This window comes from Jiella soli (assembly GCF_020615385.1).
In the GTDB taxonomy this organism is placed as follows: domain Bacteria; phylum Pseudomonadota; class Alphaproteobacteria; order Rhizobiales; family Rhizobiaceae; genus VKMB-3413.
Genome location: NZ_JAJAVB010000007.1, coordinates 41,079 through 60,161, shown reverse-complemented (window position 1 = coordinate 60,161; position 19,083 = coordinate 41,079). Strand labels below are relative to the sequence as shown.

17 protein-coding genes are annotated in these 19,083 nt (G+C 66.9%); 13 read left to right on the top strand and 4 right to left on the bottom strand.

The window, feature by feature from the left end; genetic code table 11:
* Positions 1-38 precede the first annotated feature (38 nt).
* The 8 genes from LH400_RS04910 to LH400_RS04875 all read left to right on the top strand — a co-directional run bounded on the left by LH400_RS04910 (position 39) and on the right by LH400_RS04875 (position 9,046).
* Positions 39-218: a twin-arginine translocase TatA/TatE family subunit gene (locus LH400_RS04910; protein ID WP_229151557.1), complete on the top strand. Its 180-nt coding sequence runs from the start codon at positions 39-41 to the stop codon at positions 216-218.
* Between the two features lie 59 nt (positions 219-277).
* The gene (locus tag LH400_RS04905) at positions 278-2,545 is read left to right on the top strand and encodes a NosR/NirI family protein (protein WP_229151556.1); all 2,268 of its coding nucleotides are present in this window, start codon (positions 278-280) and stop codon (positions 2,543-2,545) included.
* A 27-nt stretch (positions 2,546-2,572) separates the two neighbouring features.
* Positions 2,573-4,468, top strand: coding sequence for a TAT-dependent nitrous-oxide reductase (gene nosZ / locus LH400_RS04900; RefSeq protein WP_229151555.1), 1,896 nt, complete (start codon positions 2,573-2,575; stop codon positions 4,466-4,468).
* An 11-nt stretch (positions 4,469-4,479) separates the two neighbouring features.
* Entirely contained in the window at positions 4,480-5,760 is a 1,281-nt protein-coding gene (locus tag LH400_RS04895) for a nitrous oxide reductase family maturation protein NosD (RefSeq protein WP_229151554.1), read from the top strand.
* Positions 5,757-6,671: an ABC transporter ATP-binding protein gene (locus LH400_RS04890; protein ID WP_229151553.1), complete on the top strand. Its 915-nt coding sequence runs from the start codon at positions 5,757-5,759 to the stop codon at positions 6,669-6,671. Before LH400_RS04895 ends, LH400_RS04890 begins: the two co-directional genes overlap by 4 nt.
* Complete coding sequence (locus tag LH400_RS04885) at positions 6,668-7,504, top strand: ABC transporter permease (protein WP_229151552.1); 837 nt, start codon at positions 6,668-6,670, stop codon at positions 7,502-7,504. Before LH400_RS04890 ends, LH400_RS04885 begins: the two co-directional genes overlap by 4 nt.
* Positions 7,505-7,596: 92 nt before the next feature.
* The gene (locus LH400_RS04880) at positions 7,597-8,070 is read left to right on the top strand and encodes a nitrous oxide reductase accessory protein NosL (protein WP_229151551.1); all 474 of its coding nucleotides are present in this window, start codon (positions 7,597-7,599) and stop codon (positions 8,068-8,070) included.
* Entirely contained in the window at positions 7,982-9,046 is a 1,065-nt protein-coding gene (locus tag LH400_RS04875; protein WP_370638332.1) for an FAD:protein FMN transferase, read from the top strand. Before LH400_RS04880 ends, LH400_RS04875 begins: the two co-directional genes overlap by 89 nt.
* Positions 9,047-9,134: 88 nt before the next feature.
* On the opposite strand, the gene LH400_RS04870 is transcribed toward LH400_RS04875, so the two are convergent.
* A complete protein-coding gene (locus LH400_RS04870; RefSeq protein ID WP_370638331.1) occupies positions 9,135-9,584 on the bottom strand; it encodes a pseudoazurin in 450 nt (149 codons plus the stop codon).
* Between the two features lie 90 nt (positions 9,585-9,674).
* On the opposite strand from LH400_RS04870, the gene LH400_RS04865 reads away from it, so the two are divergent.
* The 5 genes from LH400_RS04865 (at position 9,675) to LH400_RS04845 (ending at position 14,159) form a co-directional block, all read left to right on the top strand.
* A complete protein-coding gene (locus LH400_RS04865) occupies positions 9,675-9,839 on the top strand; it encodes a hypothetical protein (protein ID WP_229151549.1) in 165 nt (54 codons plus the stop codon).
* A gap of 413 nt (positions 9,840-10,252) precedes the next feature.
* Positions 10,253-11,395 (top strand): acyl-CoA dehydrogenase family protein, encoded by a 1,143-nt coding sequence (locus LH400_RS04860; RefSeq protein WP_229151548.1) that lies wholly within the window; start codon positions 10,253-10,255, stop codon positions 11,393-11,395.
* 4 nt (positions 11,396-11,399) lie between these two features.
* Positions 11,400-12,455 carry an enoyl-CoA hydratase/isomerase family protein gene (locus LH400_RS04855; RefSeq protein WP_229151547.1) on the top strand — a complete coding sequence of 352 codons (1,056 nt, stop codon included), beginning with the start codon at positions 11,400-11,402 and terminating at the stop codon, positions 12,453-12,455.
* Between the two features lie 20 nt (positions 12,456-12,475).
* Positions 12,476-13,342, top strand: coding sequence for a 3-hydroxyisobutyrate dehydrogenase (mmsB, locus tag LH400_RS04850; RefSeq protein ID WP_229151616.1), 867 nt, complete (start codon positions 12,476-12,478; stop codon positions 13,340-13,342).
* A gap of 10 nt (positions 13,343-13,352) precedes the next feature.
* Positions 13,353-14,159: an enoyl-CoA hydratase gene (locus LH400_RS04845; RefSeq protein ID WP_229151546.1), complete on the top strand. Its 807-nt coding sequence runs from the start codon at positions 13,353-13,355 to the stop codon at positions 14,157-14,159.
* A 320-nt stretch (positions 14,160-14,479) separates the two neighbouring features.
* Here LH400_RS04845 and gcvP read toward each other — a convergent pair whose 3' ends face one another.
* Genes gcvP through gcvT form a run of 3 tightly spaced genes read right to left on the bottom strand, consistent with a single transcriptional unit; the run spans position 14,480 to position 18,891 of the window.
* On the bottom strand, positions 14,480-17,335 hold the full coding sequence (gcvP, locus tag LH400_RS04840) for an aminomethyl-transferring glycine dehydrogenase (protein ID WP_229151545.1): 2,856 nt from the start codon (positions 17,333-17,335) through the stop codon (positions 14,480-14,482).
* A gap of 8 nt (positions 17,336-17,343) precedes the next feature.
* Entirely contained in the window at positions 17,344-17,706 is a 363-nt protein-coding gene (gcvH, locus tag LH400_RS04835) for a glycine cleavage system protein GcvH (RefSeq protein ID WP_229151544.1), read from the bottom strand.
* 39 nt (positions 17,707-17,745) lie between these two features.
* Positions 17,746-18,891: a glycine cleavage system aminomethyltransferase GcvT gene (gene gcvT / locus LH400_RS04830; protein ID WP_229151543.1), complete on the bottom strand. Its 1,146-nt coding sequence runs from the start codon at positions 18,889-18,891 to the stop codon at positions 17,746-17,748.
* Positions 18,892-19,083 lie beyond the last annotated feature (192 nt).

Below are 19,083 nucleotides of genomic sequence, written 5' to 3'. Positions count from 1 at the left end.
CCGGAAAACGAAAGCACGATGCACAGAGGAATCCGATCATGGGTAGTTTCAGCATCTGGCATTGGCTCATTGTCCTGGCGGTTGTGATGCTGCTGTTCGGGCGCGGCAAGATTCCGGAGCTCATGGGCGATGTCGCCAAGGGCATCAAGGCCTTCAAGACGGGGCTGAACGAGGACGAACCCGCCGCCCTCGACAACGACCTTTCGCCTCGGCTTTGAGACGATACGGCCGCTGGACGCGGCTCGCTCAAGCGTTTCGGGCAACCAAGGAAGAAATCATGCAACGCCACGACACCGGCGCGAAACGCGCGCCCGGATGGAGCCTCCATGCGCTCGCGTTCCTGCTCCTGATGCTCTTGTCGCCGGTTCCGGCGCAGGCCGTGTCGGGCGGACCGCTCGTCGGCGAATATCTCGAGACGGTCGTTGCCGCCGATCTCGTGCCCGGCGCCGACGCCTACGGTGAAATCCGCGAGGATGTCCCGGTTGTGCCCGCGCTTTCGGGCGGCAAGACGATCGGCTGGGTGTTTCTCACCTCCGATTTCGTGCCCACGACCGGCTATTCCGGCAAGCCCATCCATGTCCTTGTCGGAATCTCCGACAAGGCGGTCGTGACCGGTGTGCGGCTCGTGAAACACTCCGAGCCGATCGTCCTGGTCGGGATTCCCGAGGCGAAGATCAAGGCGGTCACGGCACGATACGCCGGCCTCGACCTCAACAAGGAAGCGGCGGGCGAGGACACCGGCCACGATCTCGATATCGTCTCGGGCGCCACCGTCACCATCATGGTGATCGACGATTCGATCCGGCGCGCCGCCATCAAGGTGGCCAAGGCGCTTTCGCTCGGGAGTTTCGAGCCGGAGACCGGTCCGGCGGGGCCGCAGCAGGCCGTCGATCGCAGCGTCGACGCGGTGCAGGACTGGCAGACCCTCGCCGGTGACGGCTCGCTGCGGCACTTCGTGGTCGACGTCGCGGCCATCAACCAGGATTTCGCTGCCCTCGGCGACGAGCGCACCGAAAAGCGCGCCGAGGCCGGGCCGGAGACGGCCCCTTACATCGATTTGTGGGTCGGCCTCGCCAGCCAGCCCTCCATCGGCCGGAGCCTCCTTGGAGATGCGGCCTACGACAATCTCCAAGATCTGCTGGAGGAGGGCGACGAGGCGATCCTGATCGCCGGCAATGGCCGCTGGTCCTTCAAGGGATCGGGCTATGTGCGCGGCGGCATCTTCGACCGCATCCAGATGATTCAGGACGACGTCTCGCATCGCTTCCGCGACCGCGAGCACCGCCGGGTGGTGCGGATCGCGGCCGATGGTGCCCCCGGCTTCGAGGAGGCGGATCTGTTCATCGTGCCGGCCGGGACCGGGTTCGATCCGGCAAAGCCCTGGCGTCTCCAGCTGCTGGTGCAGCGCGCGGTCGGGGCGATCGAGAAAGTGTTCCTGACCTACGATGTCGGCTACGATCTGCCCGAGCGCTACCTGAAGACGGTCGCACCGCAGCCGCAAGCCGATACCGCCGCCGCCAGCAGCGACACTCCGGCCGAGACGATGGTCCCGGAAGACGCGGCGGATATCCGCAATGCGCTGTGGACGCGGATCTGGCAGGCCAAGCGGACCGAGATCGTCATCCTCGGCGGCGCGCTCGCCTTTCTGACGGGGTTGTTCTTCTTCCAGTCGCTCGCCACCCGAAACGAGCGGGTGTTCGGCATCATCCGCACCGTCTTCCTTGCCTTCACGCTGGTCTTCATCGGCTGGTACGCCAACGCCCAGCTCTCCGTGGTCAATGTGCTGGCCTTCGCCTCGGCGGTGTTTTCCGACTTCCGTTGGGAGACGTTCCTGATGGACCCGCTGATCTTCCTCCTGTGGTTCGCGGTGGCGGCAGCCCTTCTGTTCTGGGCGCGCGGCGCCTATTGCGGCTGGCTGTGTCCGTTCGGCGCCCTGCAGGAGCTGACCAACAAGATCGCCCGCGCCCTGAAGGTGCCTCAGGTCACGCTGCCCTGGGGGCTGCATGAACGCCTGTGGCCGGTGAAGTACATCATCTTTCTCGGCCTGTTCGGCCTGTCGCTCTACTCGTTGTCCGCCGCCGAGCACTATGCCGAGGTCGAGCCGTTCAAGACCGCGATCATCCTCAAGTTCGATCGCTCGTGGCCCTACGTCCTGTTCGCGCTGGCGTGCCTCGCTCCGGGCCTGTTCATCGAGCGCTTCTACTGCCGCTACGTCTGCCCGCTCGGCGCCGGCCTCGCGATCCCGGCCCGCCTCCACATGTTCCGCTGGCTCAAGCGCTACAAGGAATGCGGCAATCCCTGCCAGACCTGCGCGCATGAATGCCCGGTCCAGGCCATCCATCCCACCGGCGAGATCAATCCCAACGAGTGCATCTCCTGCCTCCACTGCCAGGTGCTCTACCAGCACACCAAGCGGTGCCCGGTGGTCGTCGCCCGTATCAAGAAGCGCGAGCGCTTCGAGAAGCAGATCGGCATCAAGCCGTCCGGACCGGCGAAGCCGGCCGTCCAAACGCCGGCCCGAGACGCGCCGGCTCCAGCATCCTGAGATTCAAGCAAGAGAGGGAAGACGAACATGTCGGACGAGAAGATGAAAATCTCACGGCGCACGCTGTTCAGCGGCACAGCCGGCGGAGCGGTGCTCGCCGGGGCGGTGCTGGCCGGCGGCAGGAGCCTGATCGGGCCCGCTGCCGCTCAGGAAGCGGGCAGTTTCGAGGTCAAGCCGGGCGAGCTCGACGAATATTACGGCTTCTGGTCGTCCGGTCAGTCGGGAGAGATCAGGGTCATCGGCATGCCGTCGATGCGCGAACTGGTTCGCATTCCGGTGTTCAACCGCTGTTCGGCCACCGGTTGGGGGTCCACCAACGAGAGCCTGAAGATCCTGACGGAAGGCCTCTTGCCGGAGACGAAGGAATTCCTCGGCAAGCGCGGCATGCAGACCTACCACAATGGCGACCTGCACCATCCGCACATGTCCTTCACCGAGGGCACCTATGACGGGCGCTACCTGTTCGCCAACGACAAGGCGAACACCCGCGTCGCGCGCATTCGCCTCGACGTCATGAAGACCGACAAGATCATCGAGATCCCGAACACGTCGGACATCCACGGTCTGCGCCCGCAGAAATGGCCGCGCACCGGCTACGTCTTCGCCAATGGCGAGCACCGGATCCCGCTGCCCAATGACGGCATCATCCTCGACGATCCGACGAAATACGTCTCCATCTTCACCGCTATCGACGGCGACACGATGGAAATCGCCTGGCAGGTGATCGTCGATGGCAATCTCGACAATTGCGATGCCGACTACGCGGGCAAATACGCCTTCTCGACCTGCTACAATTCGGAAGAGGGCGTGACGCTCGCCGAGATGACCGCCAAGGAGCAGGACTGGGTCGTCATCTTCAACATCAAGCGCATCGAAGAGGCGGTGGAGAAAGGCGACTACAAGGAATACCAGGGCGTCAAGGTGATCGACGGCCGTCACGGCTCGCCTTACACGGCCTACATCCCGGTCTCCAACAGCCCGCATGGCTGCAACATGGCGCCGGACAAGAAGCACCTTTGCATCAACGGCAAACTGTCGCCGACGGTGACGGTGATCGACGTCGATCTGCTCGACGCCGTGTTCGACGGCGCCGAGCCGCGTTCGGCCGTGGTCGCCGAGCCGGAACTGGGCCTCGGGCCGCTCCACACCGCCTTCGACGGCAAGGGCAACGCCTTCACCACGCTGTTCCTCGACAGCCAGGTGGCGATGTGGAACATCGACAAGGCCGTCCAGAAGTTCAAGGGCGAGGACGTCGATCCGATCCTTCAGAAGATCGACGTGCACTACCAGCCGGGCCACAACCACACCTCCATGGGCGAGACCCTGGAGGCCGACGGCAAATACCTCATCTCCCTGAACAAGTTCTCCAAGGACCGCTTCCTGAACGTCGGTCCGCTGAAGCCGGAGAACGACCAGCTCATCGACATCTCGAACGGCGACATGAAACTCGTCCATGACGGGCCGACCTTCGCCGAGCCGCATGACTGCATCATCGTGCGCGCCGACGTGGTCAATCCCGTGTCGGTCTGGGACCGCAAGGACCCGATGTTCGCCGAGGCCCGCAAACAGGCCGAAGCGGACGGCGTCGATCCCGACTGGCCGGCCGATGTGGTCCGCGACGGCAACAAGGTGCGCGTGTGGATGCACTCCGTGGCACCCGCCTTCTCGCTCGAGCAGTTCGAGGTCAACCAGGGCGACGAGGTCACGGTCTACGTCACCAACATGGACGAGGTGGACGACCTGACGCACGGCTTCACCCTCGGCAACCATGGCGTCGCCATGGAGGTCGCACCGCAGGCGACGGCCTCCATCACCTTCACGGCCGACCGGCCGGGCGTTCACTGGTACTACTGCCAGTGGTTCTGCCACGCGCTCCACATGGAGATGCGCGGCCGCATGCTGGTGAAACCGAAGAGCGCCTGAGGAGCGGCCCGATGCGACGCTTCATCGAACTCGTGGCGCTTGTCCTTCTGTTTGGCGGACCGCTCGATGCGGCCGCCGAAGAGATCGCCGTCGCGCCGGGAGCGGGAGCGATCGCGGCGGCCATCGACAGGGCCGAGCCGGGGGATGTCCTCCGGCTCGGCGCCGGCACCTATCCCGGGGCCATCACGGTCGACCGGCCGCTGACCATTCTCGGCGGCGGCCAGGCGCGGATCGTCGGTCCCGGAGAAGGCACCGTCATCATGGTCACCGCCGCCGACGTCACGGTTCGCGGTGTCGTCGTCACCGGATCCGGTGTCCGCCTCGACGAGCTCGATGCCGGCATCGCCATCGCCAAGGGCGCGGATCGGGCACGTATCCTCGACAACCATGTCGAGGGCAATCTGATCGGCATCGACGTTCAGGGCGGCGTCGACGCCATCGTCAGCGGCAACCGCATCGCCAATCGCAGCGATCTGCGCCGCAACGAGCGCGGCTCCGGCCTTTATGTGTGGAACGCGCCGGGTCTCCTGGCCGAGGACAACCAGATTTCCGGCGGCCGCGACGGCATCTTCATCACCACATCGCATCACGCGGTCTATCGGCGAAACCGGATCTCGGGACTGCGCTTCGCCTTCCATTCGATGTACGCCAACGACATCGAGGTGACCGGCAACGTCTCGCGCGGCAACGAGATGGGTTTTGCCTTCATGTATTCGAAGAAGCTCGCCGTGCGGGACAATCTGTCCGTCGGCGATCGGACCCACGGCATCTTCCTGAACTTCGTCAACAACTCGGTGTTCGAGCACAACGCGGTGCGCCAAGGCGGCGAGAAGTGCCTCTTCGTCTACAACGCCAATTCCGACCGCGTGAGCGGAAACCTCTTCGAGGGCTGCGGCATCGGCGTTCACTTCACCGCCGGATCGCAGAACGTCACGGTTGCCGGCAACGCCTTCGTGAACAATCGCACCCAGGTGAAGCACGTCGGCACAAGCTGGCTCGAATGGAGCGAGGACGGGCGCGGCAATTACTGGTCCGATCACGTCGCCTACGACATCGATGGCGACGGCATCGCCGACGCGCCTTACCGGCCGAACGACGCGATCGACCTGGTGACCTGGCGACAGCCGATGGCCAAGCTGCTCCTGGGGTCGCCGGCGATCCAGCTGATCCGCTGGTCCCAGTCGCGCTTTCCGGAACTGCTTCCCGGCGGCGTCGTCGACAGCCGTCCCCTGATGCGCCCCGAGGGCATCGGCGTGAGACCAGACACTCAACGACAGGCGGGTCAGCCATGACAAACGAGGTTCTTCTTGGCGTCGAGGATCTGACGATCGCCTTCGGTTCGCTGACAGCGCTCGAGCAAGTTTCGCTGTCGGTTCAAAAGGGCGAACGGCTGGCCTTGCTCGGCCATAACGGCGCGGGCAAATCGACGCTTTTTCGCGCGATCCTCGGCTTTCTCTCTCCGAATGCGGGCACCATTCGCATCGCGGGCGCTGCGCCCGGCAGCGAACGAGCGCGGCGCGCCGTCAGCTATCTTCCCGAAGCGGTCGCCTTTCCCAAAGCGCTAACAGGGTCTGAGGTGATCACCTATTTCGCCCGCCTCAAGGGCGAGCCCCCGAAGAAGGCGCTCGAACTCATGGAGATCGTCGGCATCGCAGATGCCTCGAAGCGGCGCGTCGGCACGTATTCCAAGGGCATGCGCCAGCGTCTCGGGCTCGCCCAGGCCCTTATTGGCCGGCCCGACCTCCTGCTTCTGGACGAACCGACCAGCGGCCTCGATCCCATCTCGCGGGGCGAATTCTACGATTTTGTCGACCGGGTCGCCAGGCAGGGCGCGGCCGTGCTGCTGTCCTCCCATTCGTTGACCGAGGTCGAGGCGAAGACCGACAGGATCGCGATCCTGTCGAAGGGGAGGCTGGTGGCCGAGGGCCGTCTGGCCGATCTCGCGGGGGCGGCCGCTTTGCCCATCAAGGTGCGCGTCAGGGCGAAGGGAGCCGACGCGGACGCACTGCACGCCAAGATCGGAGGGCGTCGCCTCAACGGTCGCTCGGTGGAACTCGACTGTGGGGCCGGCGACAAGATGGCGGTGCTGTCGCGTCTCGCCGCGCTCGGCGATGTCGTCGCCGATATCGACATCGACACCCCGCGGCTCGACGACGTCTATCGCCATTACAGCAAGCCGGCGGCCCCCGGAGACGCAGCATGAAATCTCTGTCCCGTATCGCCGCCGTGGCCAGCACGGAAACGCGGCTGGCCAGCCGCAACCGCTGGGTCCTGCTTGCAACCTTGATCCTGGTGCTGTTCGCGCTCGCGCTGGCCTTCCTCGGGGCGGGGCCGGCGGGTTCTCGCGGCGCGAGCGCGCTGACGCTGACGGCGGCGAGCCTTGCGACCCTGTCGGTCTATCTCATTCCGCTGATCGCGCTACTCCTCTCTTACGAGACGATCGCCGGCGAAATCGAGCGCAACACCCTGCCTCTGGTGCTGGCGACACCGGTCCGCCGCTCCGAGATCCTGATCGGCAAGTTCCTCGGCCATCTGGCGGTCCTGTCCGTGGCGATCGTCGTGGGCTACGGCATCGCCGGCGCCGCGGTGACGCTTGTCCATGGCTTCGATCCGGGCGGCGCACTTGCCTGGGCGAGGCTCATCGTCACGGGAATACTGCTCGGTGCGGTCTTCGTCGCGATCGGCATCCTTGTCTCCGCATCGACACCGCGGGTCGGAACGGCCGCCGCGCTTCTGGTGGGAATCTGGCTGCTTCTCGTCGTTCTTTACGATCTCGCTCTTCTGGCGGGATTGATCGTCGACGATGGCGGCATGTTCACCAAGACCATCTTCCCGCTGCTGGTGGTCGCCAATCCCGGCGATGCCTTCCGTCTTTTCAATCTGGCCGCCCTCGAGGCCTCAGCGCCTGTTGCCGGGATCGACGGGCTGGCACGCAGCCTGCCGTTTCCGCCCGCGCTGGCGCTGGTGGCCCTGGCGGGCTGGCTCGTCGTCATGCTGTCGGCCGGCCTTGTCCGCTTCCGGAGACTTCGTCCATGAAATCGCTCATCGTCGCCGCGGCTTTGGCCGCCGCTCTCGCGGCGCTTTCCGCCTGTTCGCAAGAGACGGACACCAAGCCGCTTCCCGTCGCCATGACCGATGAAGCGGTCGGACATTACTGTCAGATGTATGTGATGGACCATAACGGGCCGAAGGCGCAGATCCATCTGGCGCACACCGACCATCCGCTGTGGTTCGCTCAGGTCAGCGATGCCGTCGCCTATCTTCACGATCCCGAACGCGACGCCGAAATCCGCGCCGTCTATGTCAGCGACATGGGCGCAGCGCCGAGCTGGGGCGCCCCCGGCGTCGACAACTGGATCGATGCCGATGCGGCAAGCTACGTCATCGAGAGCCAACGGAAGGGCGGCATGGAAGTGCCCGAAGCCATTCCCTTCGGCACGCGTAAAGAGGCCGAAGCCTTCATTGCCAAAAAGGGTGGCCGCCTCGTCAGCCTCGCCGATATCCCCGACAGCTATGTGCGCGCCCCCGCCATGCCAGGCGCGGCCGAGGTGGATGGGGCGCAGTCGGGCGGGGCGATGCCGGCAGCACATGCAAGGATGTAGAATTATGGACGCGACCCTCTCGTCTCGGATCAGTCGGCGAAGGCTGCTCTTCATCGGCGCGGCCTTCGCCGGCTCGGCCGTTGCAAGCTCGTGGCCTGCCAGCGTTCTGGCAGCAGGAGCGCTTCAGCGCTGGACCGGCCAGGCTCTGGGAGCTCACGCGACGATCCAGCTCGCCGGCGCGCCGCAACCGCTGGCAGACGAGGCCTTCGCCGCGGTGACAGCCGAAATCCGCCGGCTGGAGGCGATTTTCAGCCTCTATCGGGCGGACAGCGAGTTGTCCCGTCTCAACCGCAAGGGAAAGCTCTCCGCACCATCGCCCGAACTCCTGGCGGTGTTGACACTCGCCGCGGCCGCGCACCGCGAGACGGGCGGTCTGTTCGATCCCACCGTACAGCCGTTGTTTGCGGCCTATGCCGAGCACTTCGCGAGAGCGGACACTCGGTCGACGGAGCTGCCGGAGAAAAGCCTCGACGCAGCCCTCGCCAAGGTCGGCTTTGAGGCGGTGCGGTTCGATGCGGACGCGGTGGCCTATGCGCGCCCCGCAATGGCCATGACACTGAACGGCATCGCCCAGGGCTTCATCACCGACCGGGTGGCGGCACTGCTCAAGGGGCGGGGCTTCGACAACGTCCTGCTCGACATCGGCGAGATCGTCGCCCTGGGAGGCGGGCGCGACGGGCGAGGATGGCGGATCGGTCTGAAACGGGCACCGGATCAAGATACGGTTTCGGATCGGTTGACCTTGACCGATCGGGCGGTGGCAACCTCCATGCCGCGCGGCACGACATTCGACGCGGCGGGCCGGTTCGGGCACATCATCCATCCGCGCCAGGGGCTGGTTACGTCTTCAGTCGCCCGCGCTTCGGTCGTTGCCGACAACGCGGCAAGAGCCGATGCCCTGTCGACGGCCGCCGTCCTGATGACGTTCGAGCAGATATCGCAATTGCGTGCGCGGGGCGTCGATATTCGCGTCTGATCGCCGGCCGAGGAGCCGAAAAAGGGGGCCGGTGGCTTATGACCACCGGCCCCTTTTTGTGCACTTGTCTGGTGCGCTTCTGGGCGGGTTACTGCTTTACCCGGTCGAACAGGTCGGCGAAATTCTTCTTGGCCTTGCCGGGATTCTTGACCTTCTCGGCTTCGGCCAGATTGGTCGGTTCTCCGACCACGATCAGCGCGACCATGCCCATGCCGTAATGGGGCGTGCATCGGATGCCGTAGACACCTTCCTCGTCGAGGGTCACCGTGACATCCTGGCTTGGCTTGCCCTTGAAGGTCTCCGCGCCTTCCGGGATCATCCCGCCGATCGTCTCGGCATTGTGGCCGGCATCGACGGCGATGAAATGGATCGTGTCGCCGGGTTCCGCACGCACGAGGTCGGGCTCGAAGACCATGATGCCCTTCTCGCCCTTGTTCAGCATCTTCACCTCGTGCTCGGCGGCATAGGCCGGCAGCGCCATGGCAGCGAAAGCGATGCCGGCGAAGACGGTGTTGAGGACGGGTTTGTAATTTCTCATCGCACAGATCCTAGTCTTGACATCGGCTTATGACCGATGCGGTCGTTCTAGGGGATCGACGGCGGCGGACTTTGCGGCCGCGCAAACACCATGTCGATCGTCATCCAGGCCTCGTCTGCGCGCAGGTTCATGGGGCTCGTCGCGCTCGATCTCGCCCGCTGGCATGGCTCGCGGGCGCACCGGATGCGGATCATCGCGGGCGTGCAACGCGCCAATCGCCGGCTCGCGGCGACTGGCCGTATCGACGCCGTCTAGAGCGCCGGGCGAAAAAGTGGAAACCGGTTTTTCGGCCACCCGGCGCGCCACCAAGGAGATCGAGAGCATCGAGCGATGCCGATTTGTCGCCCGATGCGCTAACGCGACATCGGCGGGTTCCTTGACTGCCTTGGAAGTGCCGGATCTCGGGACGCCTGAGCGCCGCCGTCTTTCTCGGCGCCGGATCGCTTCGACCGGACACCCTCTGACCACAAGGCACCTGGCTCGGGAGCGGAGCGCCAACCGTGGAAGGCGCGCTCAGAAGGACCATGTCTTGCGAAACGGCCGGATCGCTCGCGACCTTTCGGCGTCATCTTCGGCGGCGGCTGGAACGCCCGCTGGAGAGACGCGCTTGGTCTGCTATGACAGGGCGTGCGGCCAGGGCGGGGCCCCATGTCCCGGGAGGAACCAAGATGGACTTTTCGCTGAGCGAGGAACAGGCACACATCTTCCAGATGGCGCGGGACTTCGCGGTGGAGAAGATGGCGCCATTCGCGGCCAGATGGGAAGAGGACGAGCGCCTGCCGCGCGACGTCCTCGACGAACTCGCCGCGCTCGGCATGGCGGCGATCACCGTGCGCGACGACTACGGCACCGGGCTGACGCGGCTCGATTCGGCGCTGATCTTCGAGGCGCTGTCCTATGGCGATCCCTCGGTCTCGGCCTTCCTGTCGATCCACAACATGGTCGCCTGGATGGTGGATTCCTTCGGATCTGAAGAGCAGCGCGCCGAATGGCTGCCGAAGCTCGCCGGCATGCAGATCGTTGCGAGCTACTGCCTGACCGAGCGCGGCTCCGGCTCTGACGCGGCGGCGCTGAAGACGACGGCAAAGCGCGAGGGCAACGGCTATGTCCTCGATGGCGCCAAGAGCTTCATCTCCGGCGCCGGCACGTCCGACCTCTATGTCGTGATGGCGCGGACCGGCGAGGCGGGACCGAAGGGCATCTCGGCGCTGCTCGTCGAGAAGGGCACGGAGGGGCTCTCCTTCGGCGCGCCGGAGAAGAAGATGGGTTGGCGCGCCCAGCCGACGGCGGAAGTGCGCTTCGACGGCTGCCGCGTGCCGGGCTCGGCGCTCCTCGGCGAGGCCGGCAAGGGCTTTTCCTACGCCATGATGGGGCTCGACGGCGGAAGGCTCAACATCGCAGCCTGCGCGCTCGGCGCCGCGCAGGCCGCGCTCGACAAGGCGATCGCCTACATGCGCGAGCGCCAAGCCTTCCACAAGCAGCTCACCGATTTCCAGGCGCTGCAGTTCCGCCTGGCCGACATGGAGACCGGGCTCCAGGCCTCGCGCATCTTCCTCTACCAAGCGGCCTGGAAGCTCGACCGGAAGACGCCCGACGCCACCAAGTTCTGCGCCATGGCGAAGCGCCTCGTCACCGACACCAGCTTCGAGGTCGCCAACATGGCGCTGCAGCTGCATGGCGGCTACGGCTATCTCGCCGATTACGGCATCGAGAAGATCGTCCGCGATCTTCGCGTTCACCAGATCCTGGAAGGGACCAACGAGATCATGCGCCTGATCACCGCACGCGCGCTCCTGGCGGAGGCTTCGTGAGCCGATGACTGAGAATGACATGGCAGAGGTCATCGCCCGCATCGCCGGCCGGGCGGGCCGCATCACGCTGAACCGGCCGAAGGCGCTGAATGCGCTGTCGCACGCCATGGTGCGGACGATCGAGACGGTGCTGGAAGACTGGGCCGGGGACGAGAGCGTCCAACTCGTCCTGATCGACGGGTCCGGCGAGAAGGCCTTCTCGGCCGGCGGCGACATCGCCTCGATCTACGCTGACGGAAAGGCGGGGCGCTTCGAACCGGCCCGGCGTTTCTTTGCCGACGAATACCGGATGAACCGGCTGATCGCGCGCTACGGCAAGCCTGTTGTCGCGCTGATGGACGGGATCGTGATGGGCGGCGGCGTCGGCATTGCCGGCCATGCCAGCCACCGCATCGTCACAGAGCGCGTCATGGTGGCGATGCCCGAATGCGCGATCGGCCTCGTCCCCGATGTCGGGGCCTCGCTGCTTCTGGCCGAAGCGCCGGGCCGGCTCGGCGAATATCTCGCCCTCACCGGCCACCGCATGACGGCAGGGGACGCGATCCTCGCGGGCTTTGCCGACACCTTCGTGCCGTCGGAGCGCCTTCCCGCGCTGGCCGAGCGGCTGGAGGAGACGGGCGATCCCGCCGCGATCGCCGAATTTGCCGAAGCCGCGCCCGAAAGCGAACTCGCGGGCCGGCTGCCGGAGATCGACCGGCTGTTTTCCGGCGAGGATGCCGCCGCCATCCTGCGCGCGCTCGAGGCCGAGGCAGGCGACTTTTCCGCGAAGGCCGCGGCAACGATCCGCAAGGGCTCGCCGCTGTCGGTCGCAGCGACCCTGGCGCTGGTGCGCGCGGTGCGGGCGGAACCTGCCATCGAGACCGCGCTCGCCCACGAATACCGCTTCACCTATCGCGCGCAGTCGCATGGCGACTTCGTCGAGGGCACGCGCGCCGCGCTGATTGACAAGGACCGGTCGCCGCGCTGGCCGGAGGGGCGGGTCGAGGATCTGGAGTCAGAGCGCCTCGCCGCCGTGTTGGCGCCGCTCGGGGACGACGAGCTGGGTTTCGCTCAGGCGTGAACAATCGAAGGGAGGAGACAATCATGAAGATCGGATTCATCGGTCTTGGCAATATGGGCGCGCCGATGGCGCGGAACCTCGTCAAGGCCGGACATGACGTCGCCGGCTACGACACGGCGGCCGTCACCGTGGAGGGCGTCTCAAGGGCGGGCTCGCTCGCCGAGGCGGTCCGCGGCATGGAGGCGGTCGTGACCATGCTCCCGAACGGCGCGATCGTGCGCGCGGTCGCCGAGGAGATCCTTGCCGCGGCCGAGCCCGGCGCGCTCATGATCGACTGCTCGACCATCGACGTCGAGAGCGCCCGCGCCGTCCACGACATGGCCGAACAGGCGGGGCTCTTGTCGCTCGACGCGCCGGTCTCCGGCGGCACCGGCGGGGCGGAGGCGGGGACGCTGACATTCATGGTCGGCGGCAGCGAAGCAGCTTTCGAAAAGGGCAAGCCGCTCTTCGACATCATGGGGCAGAAGGCGGTGCATTGCGGACCGGCCGGCGCCGGCCAGGCCGCGAAGATCTGCAACAACATGATCCTCGGCATTTCGATGCTCGGCGTCTGCGAGGCCTTCCACCTCGCCGACAGGCTGGGGCTCGACCGGCAGGCGATGTTCGACGTCGCCTCGACCTCGTCGGGCTCCTGCTGGTCGCTCAACACCTATTGCCCGGCGCCTGGCGTCGGTCCGAAGAGCCCGTCCGACAACGGCTACAAGCCGGGCTTTGCGGCCGAATTGATGCTGAAGGACCTGGACCTGTCGCAGACCGCGGCGGACAAGACCGGCGCGGCGACCGCGATGGGCCGGCACGCCCGCGACATCTACAAAGAGTTCGTCGAGGACGGAGGCGGGCGCGGCCGCGACTTCTCCGCCATTCTCGAAACGCTTTCGGCAAAGTGAGGAGGGGCCGATGAGCGAGACCGCGAATTCGTCCGATGTCGTCCTCGAACGCCGCGAGGGGCGCGTCGCCATCCTCCAGCTCAACCGGCCGAAGGCGCTGAACGCGATCAACAGCGACGTGATGCGCCGGATCGTCGCGGCGACGGCCCGGCTCGACCGCGACTCCGGCGTCGGCGCGATCCTGATCACCGGTTCCGACAAGGCGTTCGCCGCCGGCGCCGACATCAAGGAGATGGAGGACCGCCGCGCGCTGGAGCTGATGGAAGTCGACTGGTTCGGCGACTGGGAGATGCTGGAGCGGGTGAGGACGCCGATGGTCGCCGCGGTGGCGGGCTTCGCGCTTGGCGGCGGTTGCGAACTCGCCATGATGTGCGACCTCATCATCGCCGCCGACACGGCGCGGTTCGGCCAGCCGGAGATCAAGCTCGGGGTCATTCCCGGCATGGGCGGCTCGCAGCGCCTGACCCGCGCCGTCGGCAAGTACAAGGCGATGGACATGATCCTGACCGGCCGGATGATCGAGGCCGAGGAGGCCGAACGGATCGGCCTCGTCTCGCGCCTCGTGCCCGCCGACCGGCTGATGGAGGAAGCGCTTGCCGCCGCCACCACGATCGCCAACTATTCCAAGCCCGCCGCCGTCAACGCCAAGGAGGCGACGAACCGGTCGTTCGAAGTGGGCCTGCGCGAGGGGCTGCTGCACGAGCGCCGGATCTTCCACGCGCTGTTCGCCGGGCCGGACCAGAAGGCGGGCATGTCGGCGTTTCGGGAAAAGCGCGCGGCGGACTTCCGGCATTATGACGGGGACGAGGAGGGGTAGGGGGGCCTAACCGATAGGCCGGGCGAACGCTCTTCGCGCTCGTCCTTTAGCCGTAGGCGCGGCACGCCCCCCCTCTGTCCTGCCGGACATCTCCCCCACAAGGGGGGAGATCGGGCCTGCATCTCACGCTTCGATAAATCCGGGCGCCGTCTGATCCCGCACGAGCGGTGGCGATGAGGATGCGGCCATCCGAACCGCCGATCTCCCCCCTTGTGGGGGAGATGCCGGCAGGCAGAGGGGGGGTGCGGCGCTGCCGGAGGCTTCGCCTGCCGAGCGAAGATCACCCGACAGGCCGCGCCACGCGGACGATCGCGCCGCCGCTACTCCGCCGCCACGTCGTATTCGGCGACCGGCGGGCAGGAGCAGACGAGGTTGCGGTCGCCGTAGACGTTGTCGACCCGGTTGACCGGTGCCCAGTACTTGTCGACGCGGAAGGCGCCGGGCGGGAAGCAGGCGGCCTCCCGCGAATAGGGCCGGTCCCACTCCCCGACGAGATCCTCGACCGTATGCGGGGCGTTCTTCAACGGGTTGTTCTGGGGGTCGATCCGCCCCTCCTCGATCGCCCTTGCCTCCTCGCGGATCGCCAGCATCGCCTCGCAGAAGCGGTCGAGCTCGGCCTTGGGCTCGGATTCGGTCGGCTCGATCATCAAGGTGCCGGCCACCGGCCAGCTCATCGTCGGGGCGTGGAAGCCGCAGTCGATCAGCCGCTTGGCGACGTCGTCGACCGTGACGCCGGCCGATTCCGCCAGCGGGCGCGTGTCGATGATGCACTCATGCGCGACCCGGCCGTTCGCCGCCTTGTAAAGCACGGGATAGGCGCCCTCGAGCCGCTTGGCGATGTAGTTGGCGTTGAGGATCGCGACCTTGGTCGCCTGGGTGAGGCCCGCCCCGCCCATCATCAGGCAGTAGCTCCAGGAGATCGGCAGGATCGAGGTCGAGCCGTAGGGCGCGGCCGAGACCGCGCCGGCCTCGCCGGTTTCCGGACGCGGCGGCAGATGCGCGGCGAGATGCGCCTTCACCGCGATCGGCCCCATGCCCGGCCCGCCGCCGCCATGCGGGATGCAGAAGGTCTTGTGGAGGTTGAGATGGCTGACGTCGGCGCCGATGTCGCCGGGCCGGGCGAGGCCGACCAGCGCGTTGAGATTGGCGCCGTCGAGATAGACCTGGCCGCCATGTTCGTGGACGATGTCGCAGATCTCGCGGACGTTCCGCTCGAACACGCCATGGGTCGAGGGATAGGTGATCATGCAGGCGGCGAGCCGGTCCGCATGCTCCTTCGCCTTGGCGCGGAAGTCCTCGACGTCGATGTCGCCGTTCGCCGCCGCCTTGACGACGACGACGCGCATGCCGGCCATCTGCGCCGAGGCGGGATTGGTGCCGTGCGCCGAGGTCGGGATCAGGCAGACGTCGCGACCGGCCTCGCCGCGCGCCGCGTGATAGGCGCGGATGGTCAGCAGCCCGGCATATTCGCCTTGCGCGCCGGAATTGGGCTGCATCGAGACCGCATCGTATCCGGTGATGCGGCAGAGCTTGTCCGAGAGGTCCTCGACCAGCGCCCGGTAGCCCTCGGCCTGGTCGGCCGGTGCGAAGGGGTGCAGCTCGGAGAATTCCGGCCAGGTGATCGGCAGCATCTCGACCGTCGCGTTCAGCTTCATCGTGCAGGAGCCGAGCGGGATCATCGAGCGGTCGAGGGCGAGGTCGCGGTCCGAGAGCCGGCGCATATAGCGCGTCATCTCGCTCTCGGCGCGGTTCATGTGGAAGACCGGGTGGGTCATGTAGTCGGTCTTGCGCAGGTCCGCATCGCCGAGCCGATAGACCGGCTGGAAGTCGGCGAAGGCGAAGTCGCCGCCGAAGGAGCGCCACACGGCCTCGATCTGGGCGGGGCGGGTGCGCTCGTCGACGGAGATGCCGATGCGGGTCTCGCCGACCTTGCGGAGATTGACGCCGCCGGCGACGGCCGCGTCGAGGATCACCCGCTGCAGGCGCCCGACTTCGATGGTCATGGTGTCGAAGAAGCGGTCCGGCTCGACGGTGTAGCCAAGCTTTTCCAGGCCCCCGGCGAGGGCCGCCGCGCGCTCATGCACCCGCTGGGCGATCGCCTTGATCCCCTCTGGCCCGTGGAACACGCCGTACATGGAGGCCATGACGGCGAGCAGCACCTGCGCCGTGCAGATGTTGGACGTCGCCTTCTCGCGGCGGATGTGTTGTTCGCGGGTCTGCAGCGCCAGGCGATAGGCGCGGTTGCCGCGCGCATCGACCGAGACGCCGACGAGCCGGCCGGGCATCGCCCGCTTGTGCGCGTCCTTCACCGACATATAGGCGGCATGCGGGCCGCCATAGCCCATCGGCACGCCGAAGCGCTGGGTCGAGCCGATGGCGATGTCGGCATTCATCTCGCCGGGCGTCTTCAGGAGAGCCAGCGACAGGGGATCGGCGGCCATGATTGCGAGGGCGTTCTCGCCATGCAGTGCCGCGATCGCGCCCGTGAAGTCGCGTACGTGGCCGTATGTCCCCGGATACTGGAAGATCGCGCCGAACACGGCTGCGGGGTCGAGGTCGGCGAAAGGATCGCCGACGGCGATCGTCCAGCCGAGCGGCTCGGCCCGGGTCTTCAGGACGGCGATCGTCTGCGGGTGGCAGTTCTCGTCGACGAAGAAGGCGTCGCGCTTCGATTTCGACACCCGGTGCGCCATCGCCATGGCTTCCGCCGCCGCGGTCGCCTCGTCGAGCAGCGAGGCGTTGGCGACGTCGAGCCCGGTGAGGTCGCAGATCATGGTCTGGAAGTTGAGGAGGGCTTCCAGCCGGCCCTGGCTGATCTCCGGCTGGTAGGGCGTATAGGCCGTGTACCAGGCGGGGTTTTCCAGGATGTTGCGCTGGATGACCGGCGGGGTGATCGTGCCGTAGTAGCCCTGGCCGATCAGCGAGACGAGGTTCTTGTTCCGGTCCGCGGTCTCGCGCAGGACGTCGAGCGCCTGGCGCTCGGTCAGCGGCGGGCCGAAGTCGAGCGGGGCCTCCTGCCGGATCGCGGCGGGAACGGTCTCGTCGATGAAGGCGTCGAGGCTTTCCGCGCCGACGACCTTCAGCATTTCCGCCATCTCGGCCGGCGAGGGGCCGATATGCCGGCGGTTGGCGAAGTCGTAGGGATCGTAGTCGGTGAATCGCTTGCTGACTGTCATGATGCGCCTCAGCCGACCATCGCCTTGTAGGCGTCCTCGTCCATCAGCGCATCGAGCGCCGAGAGGTCGTCGAGCTTCAGCTTGAAGAACCAGCCCCCGGCGAGCGGCTCGCGGTTGACCAGCGCGGGATCGGCCGCGATCTGGTCGTTGATCTCGGTCACTTCGCCGGCGGCCGGCGCGTAGATCTCGGACGCGGCCTTGACCGATTCCACCGTCGCCGCCTCGTCGCCCTTGGCGAACTTCGCGCCGACCTCAGGCAGTTCGACGAAGACGAGATCGCCGAGCTGGACCGATGCGTGCTCGGTGATGCCGACGGTCGCGACATCGCCTTCGACGCGCAGCCATTCGTGATCTTCGGTGAATTTCAGCATGGGGTGCCCTCCTGCTTTGCTGTCCGGCATTTGATGATGTCAGCGCTTGTAGCGCGTGGGAACGAAGGGAAGCGATGCGACCGTCGCGGGCAGGCGCTTGCCGCGCACTTCCGCAAAGACGCGCGTGCCCGCCTCGCTAAGGTCTGTGGGAAGATAGGCCATGGCCACCGGCGCTTCCCGGCTGGGCCCGAAACTTCCGGAGGTCACCGTGCCGATCGGCTCGCCGCCTTCGGCTTCGGCGAAGATCGGCGCACCAGCGCGGATCGGCGCGCGGCCTTCCGGCGCCAGGCCGACGCGGCGGCGGGCCGGGCCGTCCCGGAACTCGCGAAGAATACGCTCGGCGCCCGGGAACCCGCCGGCGCGGGCGCCGCCTTCCCGCCGCACCTTCTGGATCGCCCATTCCAGCGCCGCCTCGACCGGCGAGGTCGCCTCGTCGAGATCGTTGCCGTAGAGACAGAGGCCGGCCTCGAGCCGCAGCGAATCGCGCGCGCCGAGCCCGATCGGGCGCACCCGTTCGTCCGCGAGAAGCGCATCCCAGAGCGCCCCGGCGGCATCAGTCGGCACGGAGATCTCGAACCCGTCCTCGCCGGTATAGCCGGAGCGCAAGACGAGGCAGTCGGCGCCGACGAGATCGACCTTCCGGACGTCCATGAAGCGCATCTCGGCGACCTCTGGCGCGAGACCCGCGAGGACGGTCTCGGCCTCCGGCCCCTGCAGGGCGAGAAGCGCGCGATCGGAGAGCTCGACGACGTCGCAGCGCTCGGACAGGGCCGCGCGCAGATGGGCGAGGTCCTCCGCCTTGCGCGAGGCGTTGACGACGAGATGGAGATGGTCCGAGCGGTTGGCGATCATCAGGTCGTCGAGGATGCCGCCATCGGCATTCGTGAACAGGCCGTAGCGCTGGCGCCCCGGCTTCAGCCCGAGGATGTCGGCCGGAACCAGCGCCTCCAGCGCGAGGCTCGCTTCCGACAGGTCGCCCGACTTCGGCCGGATCGCCACCTGGCCCATATGCGAGACGTCGAAGAGGCCGGCCTGGGTACGCGTGTGGAGATGTTCCTTGAGGACGCCATCGGCATATTGCACCGGCATCTCATAGCCGGCGAAGGGGACCATGCGCGCGCCGAGCGCGAGGTGGCGGTCGTGAAGCGGCGTGCGCTTCAACGGGGCGTGGGAAGCGTCGGTCATCGGGACCCTGTCTTTGAAGAGGATGGGACGTCGGGGCGCGAGACGGCGCGGGAACGGCGGCAATCGGCCGGCCGTGCGGACGGCGCCGGTGCTCTCGCCGCCGGTCCCGGACCGCTGGCGGATACGGATAGGAGACAGAACGCAGAAATCGGCAAAAGGCGGACCTCCAAGCCGGCTCCGGGCCGGTTCGAT

Bases quoted from the DNA above. Each gene is read 5' to 3' on its own strand.
- LH400_RS04910 (WP_229151557.1), top strand. From the start codon at position 39: ATGGGTAGTTTCAGCATCTGGCATTGGCTCATTGTCCTGGCGGTTGTG.
- LH400_RS04905 (WP_229151556.1), top strand. From the start codon at position 278: ATGCAACGCCACGACACCGGCGCGAAACGCGCGCCCGGATGGAGCCTC.
- nosZ (WP_229151555.1), top strand. From the start codon at position 2,573: ATGTCGGACGAGAAGATGAAAATCTCACGGCGCACGCTGTTCAGCGGC.
- LH400_RS04895 (WP_229151554.1), top strand. From the start codon at position 4,480: ATGCGACGCTTCATCGAACTCGTGGCGCTTGTCCTTCTGTTTGGCGGA.
- LH400_RS04890 (WP_229151553.1), top strand. From the start codon at position 5,757: ATGACAAACGAGGTTCTTCTTGGCGTCGAGGATCTGACGATCGCCTTC.
- LH400_RS04885 (WP_229151552.1), top strand. From the start codon at position 6,668: ATGAAATCTCTGTCCCGTATCGCCGCCGTGGCCAGCACGGAAACGCGG.
- LH400_RS04880 (WP_229151551.1), top strand. From the start codon at position 7,597: ATGACCGATGAAGCGGTCGGACATTACTGTCAGATGTATGTGATGGAC.
- LH400_RS04875 (WP_370638332.1), top strand. From the start codon at position 7,982: ATGTGCGCGCCCCCGCCATGCCAGGCGCGGCCGAGGTGGATGGGGCGC.
- LH400_RS04870 (WP_370638331.1), bottom strand. From the start codon at position 9,584: ATGAGAAATTACAAACCCGTCCTCAACACCGTCTTCGCCGGCATCGCT.
- LH400_RS04865 (WP_229151549.1), top strand. From the start codon at position 9,675: ATGTCGATCGTCATCCAGGCCTCGTCTGCGCGCAGGTTCATGGGGCTC.
- LH400_RS04860 (WP_229151548.1), top strand. From the start codon at position 10,253: ATGGACTTTTCGCTGAGCGAGGAACAGGCACACATCTTCCAGATGGCG.
- LH400_RS04855 (WP_229151547.1), top strand. From the start codon at position 11,400: ATGACTGAGAATGACATGGCAGAGGTCATCGCCCGCATCGCCGGCCGG.
- LH400_RS04845 (WP_229151546.1), top strand. From the start codon at position 13,353: ATGAGCGAGACCGCGAATTCGTCCGATGTCGTCCTCGAACGCCGCGAG.
- gcvP (WP_229151545.1), bottom strand. From the start codon at position 17,335: ATGACAGTCAGCAAGCGATTCACCGACTACGATCCCTACGACTTCGCC.
- gcvH (WP_229151544.1), bottom strand. From the start codon at position 17,706: ATGCTGAAATTCACCGAAGATCACGAATGGCTGCGCGTCGAAGGCGAT.
- gcvT (WP_229151543.1), bottom strand. From the start codon at position 18,891: ATGACCGACGCTTCCCACGCCCCGTTGAAGCGCACGCCGCTTCACGAC.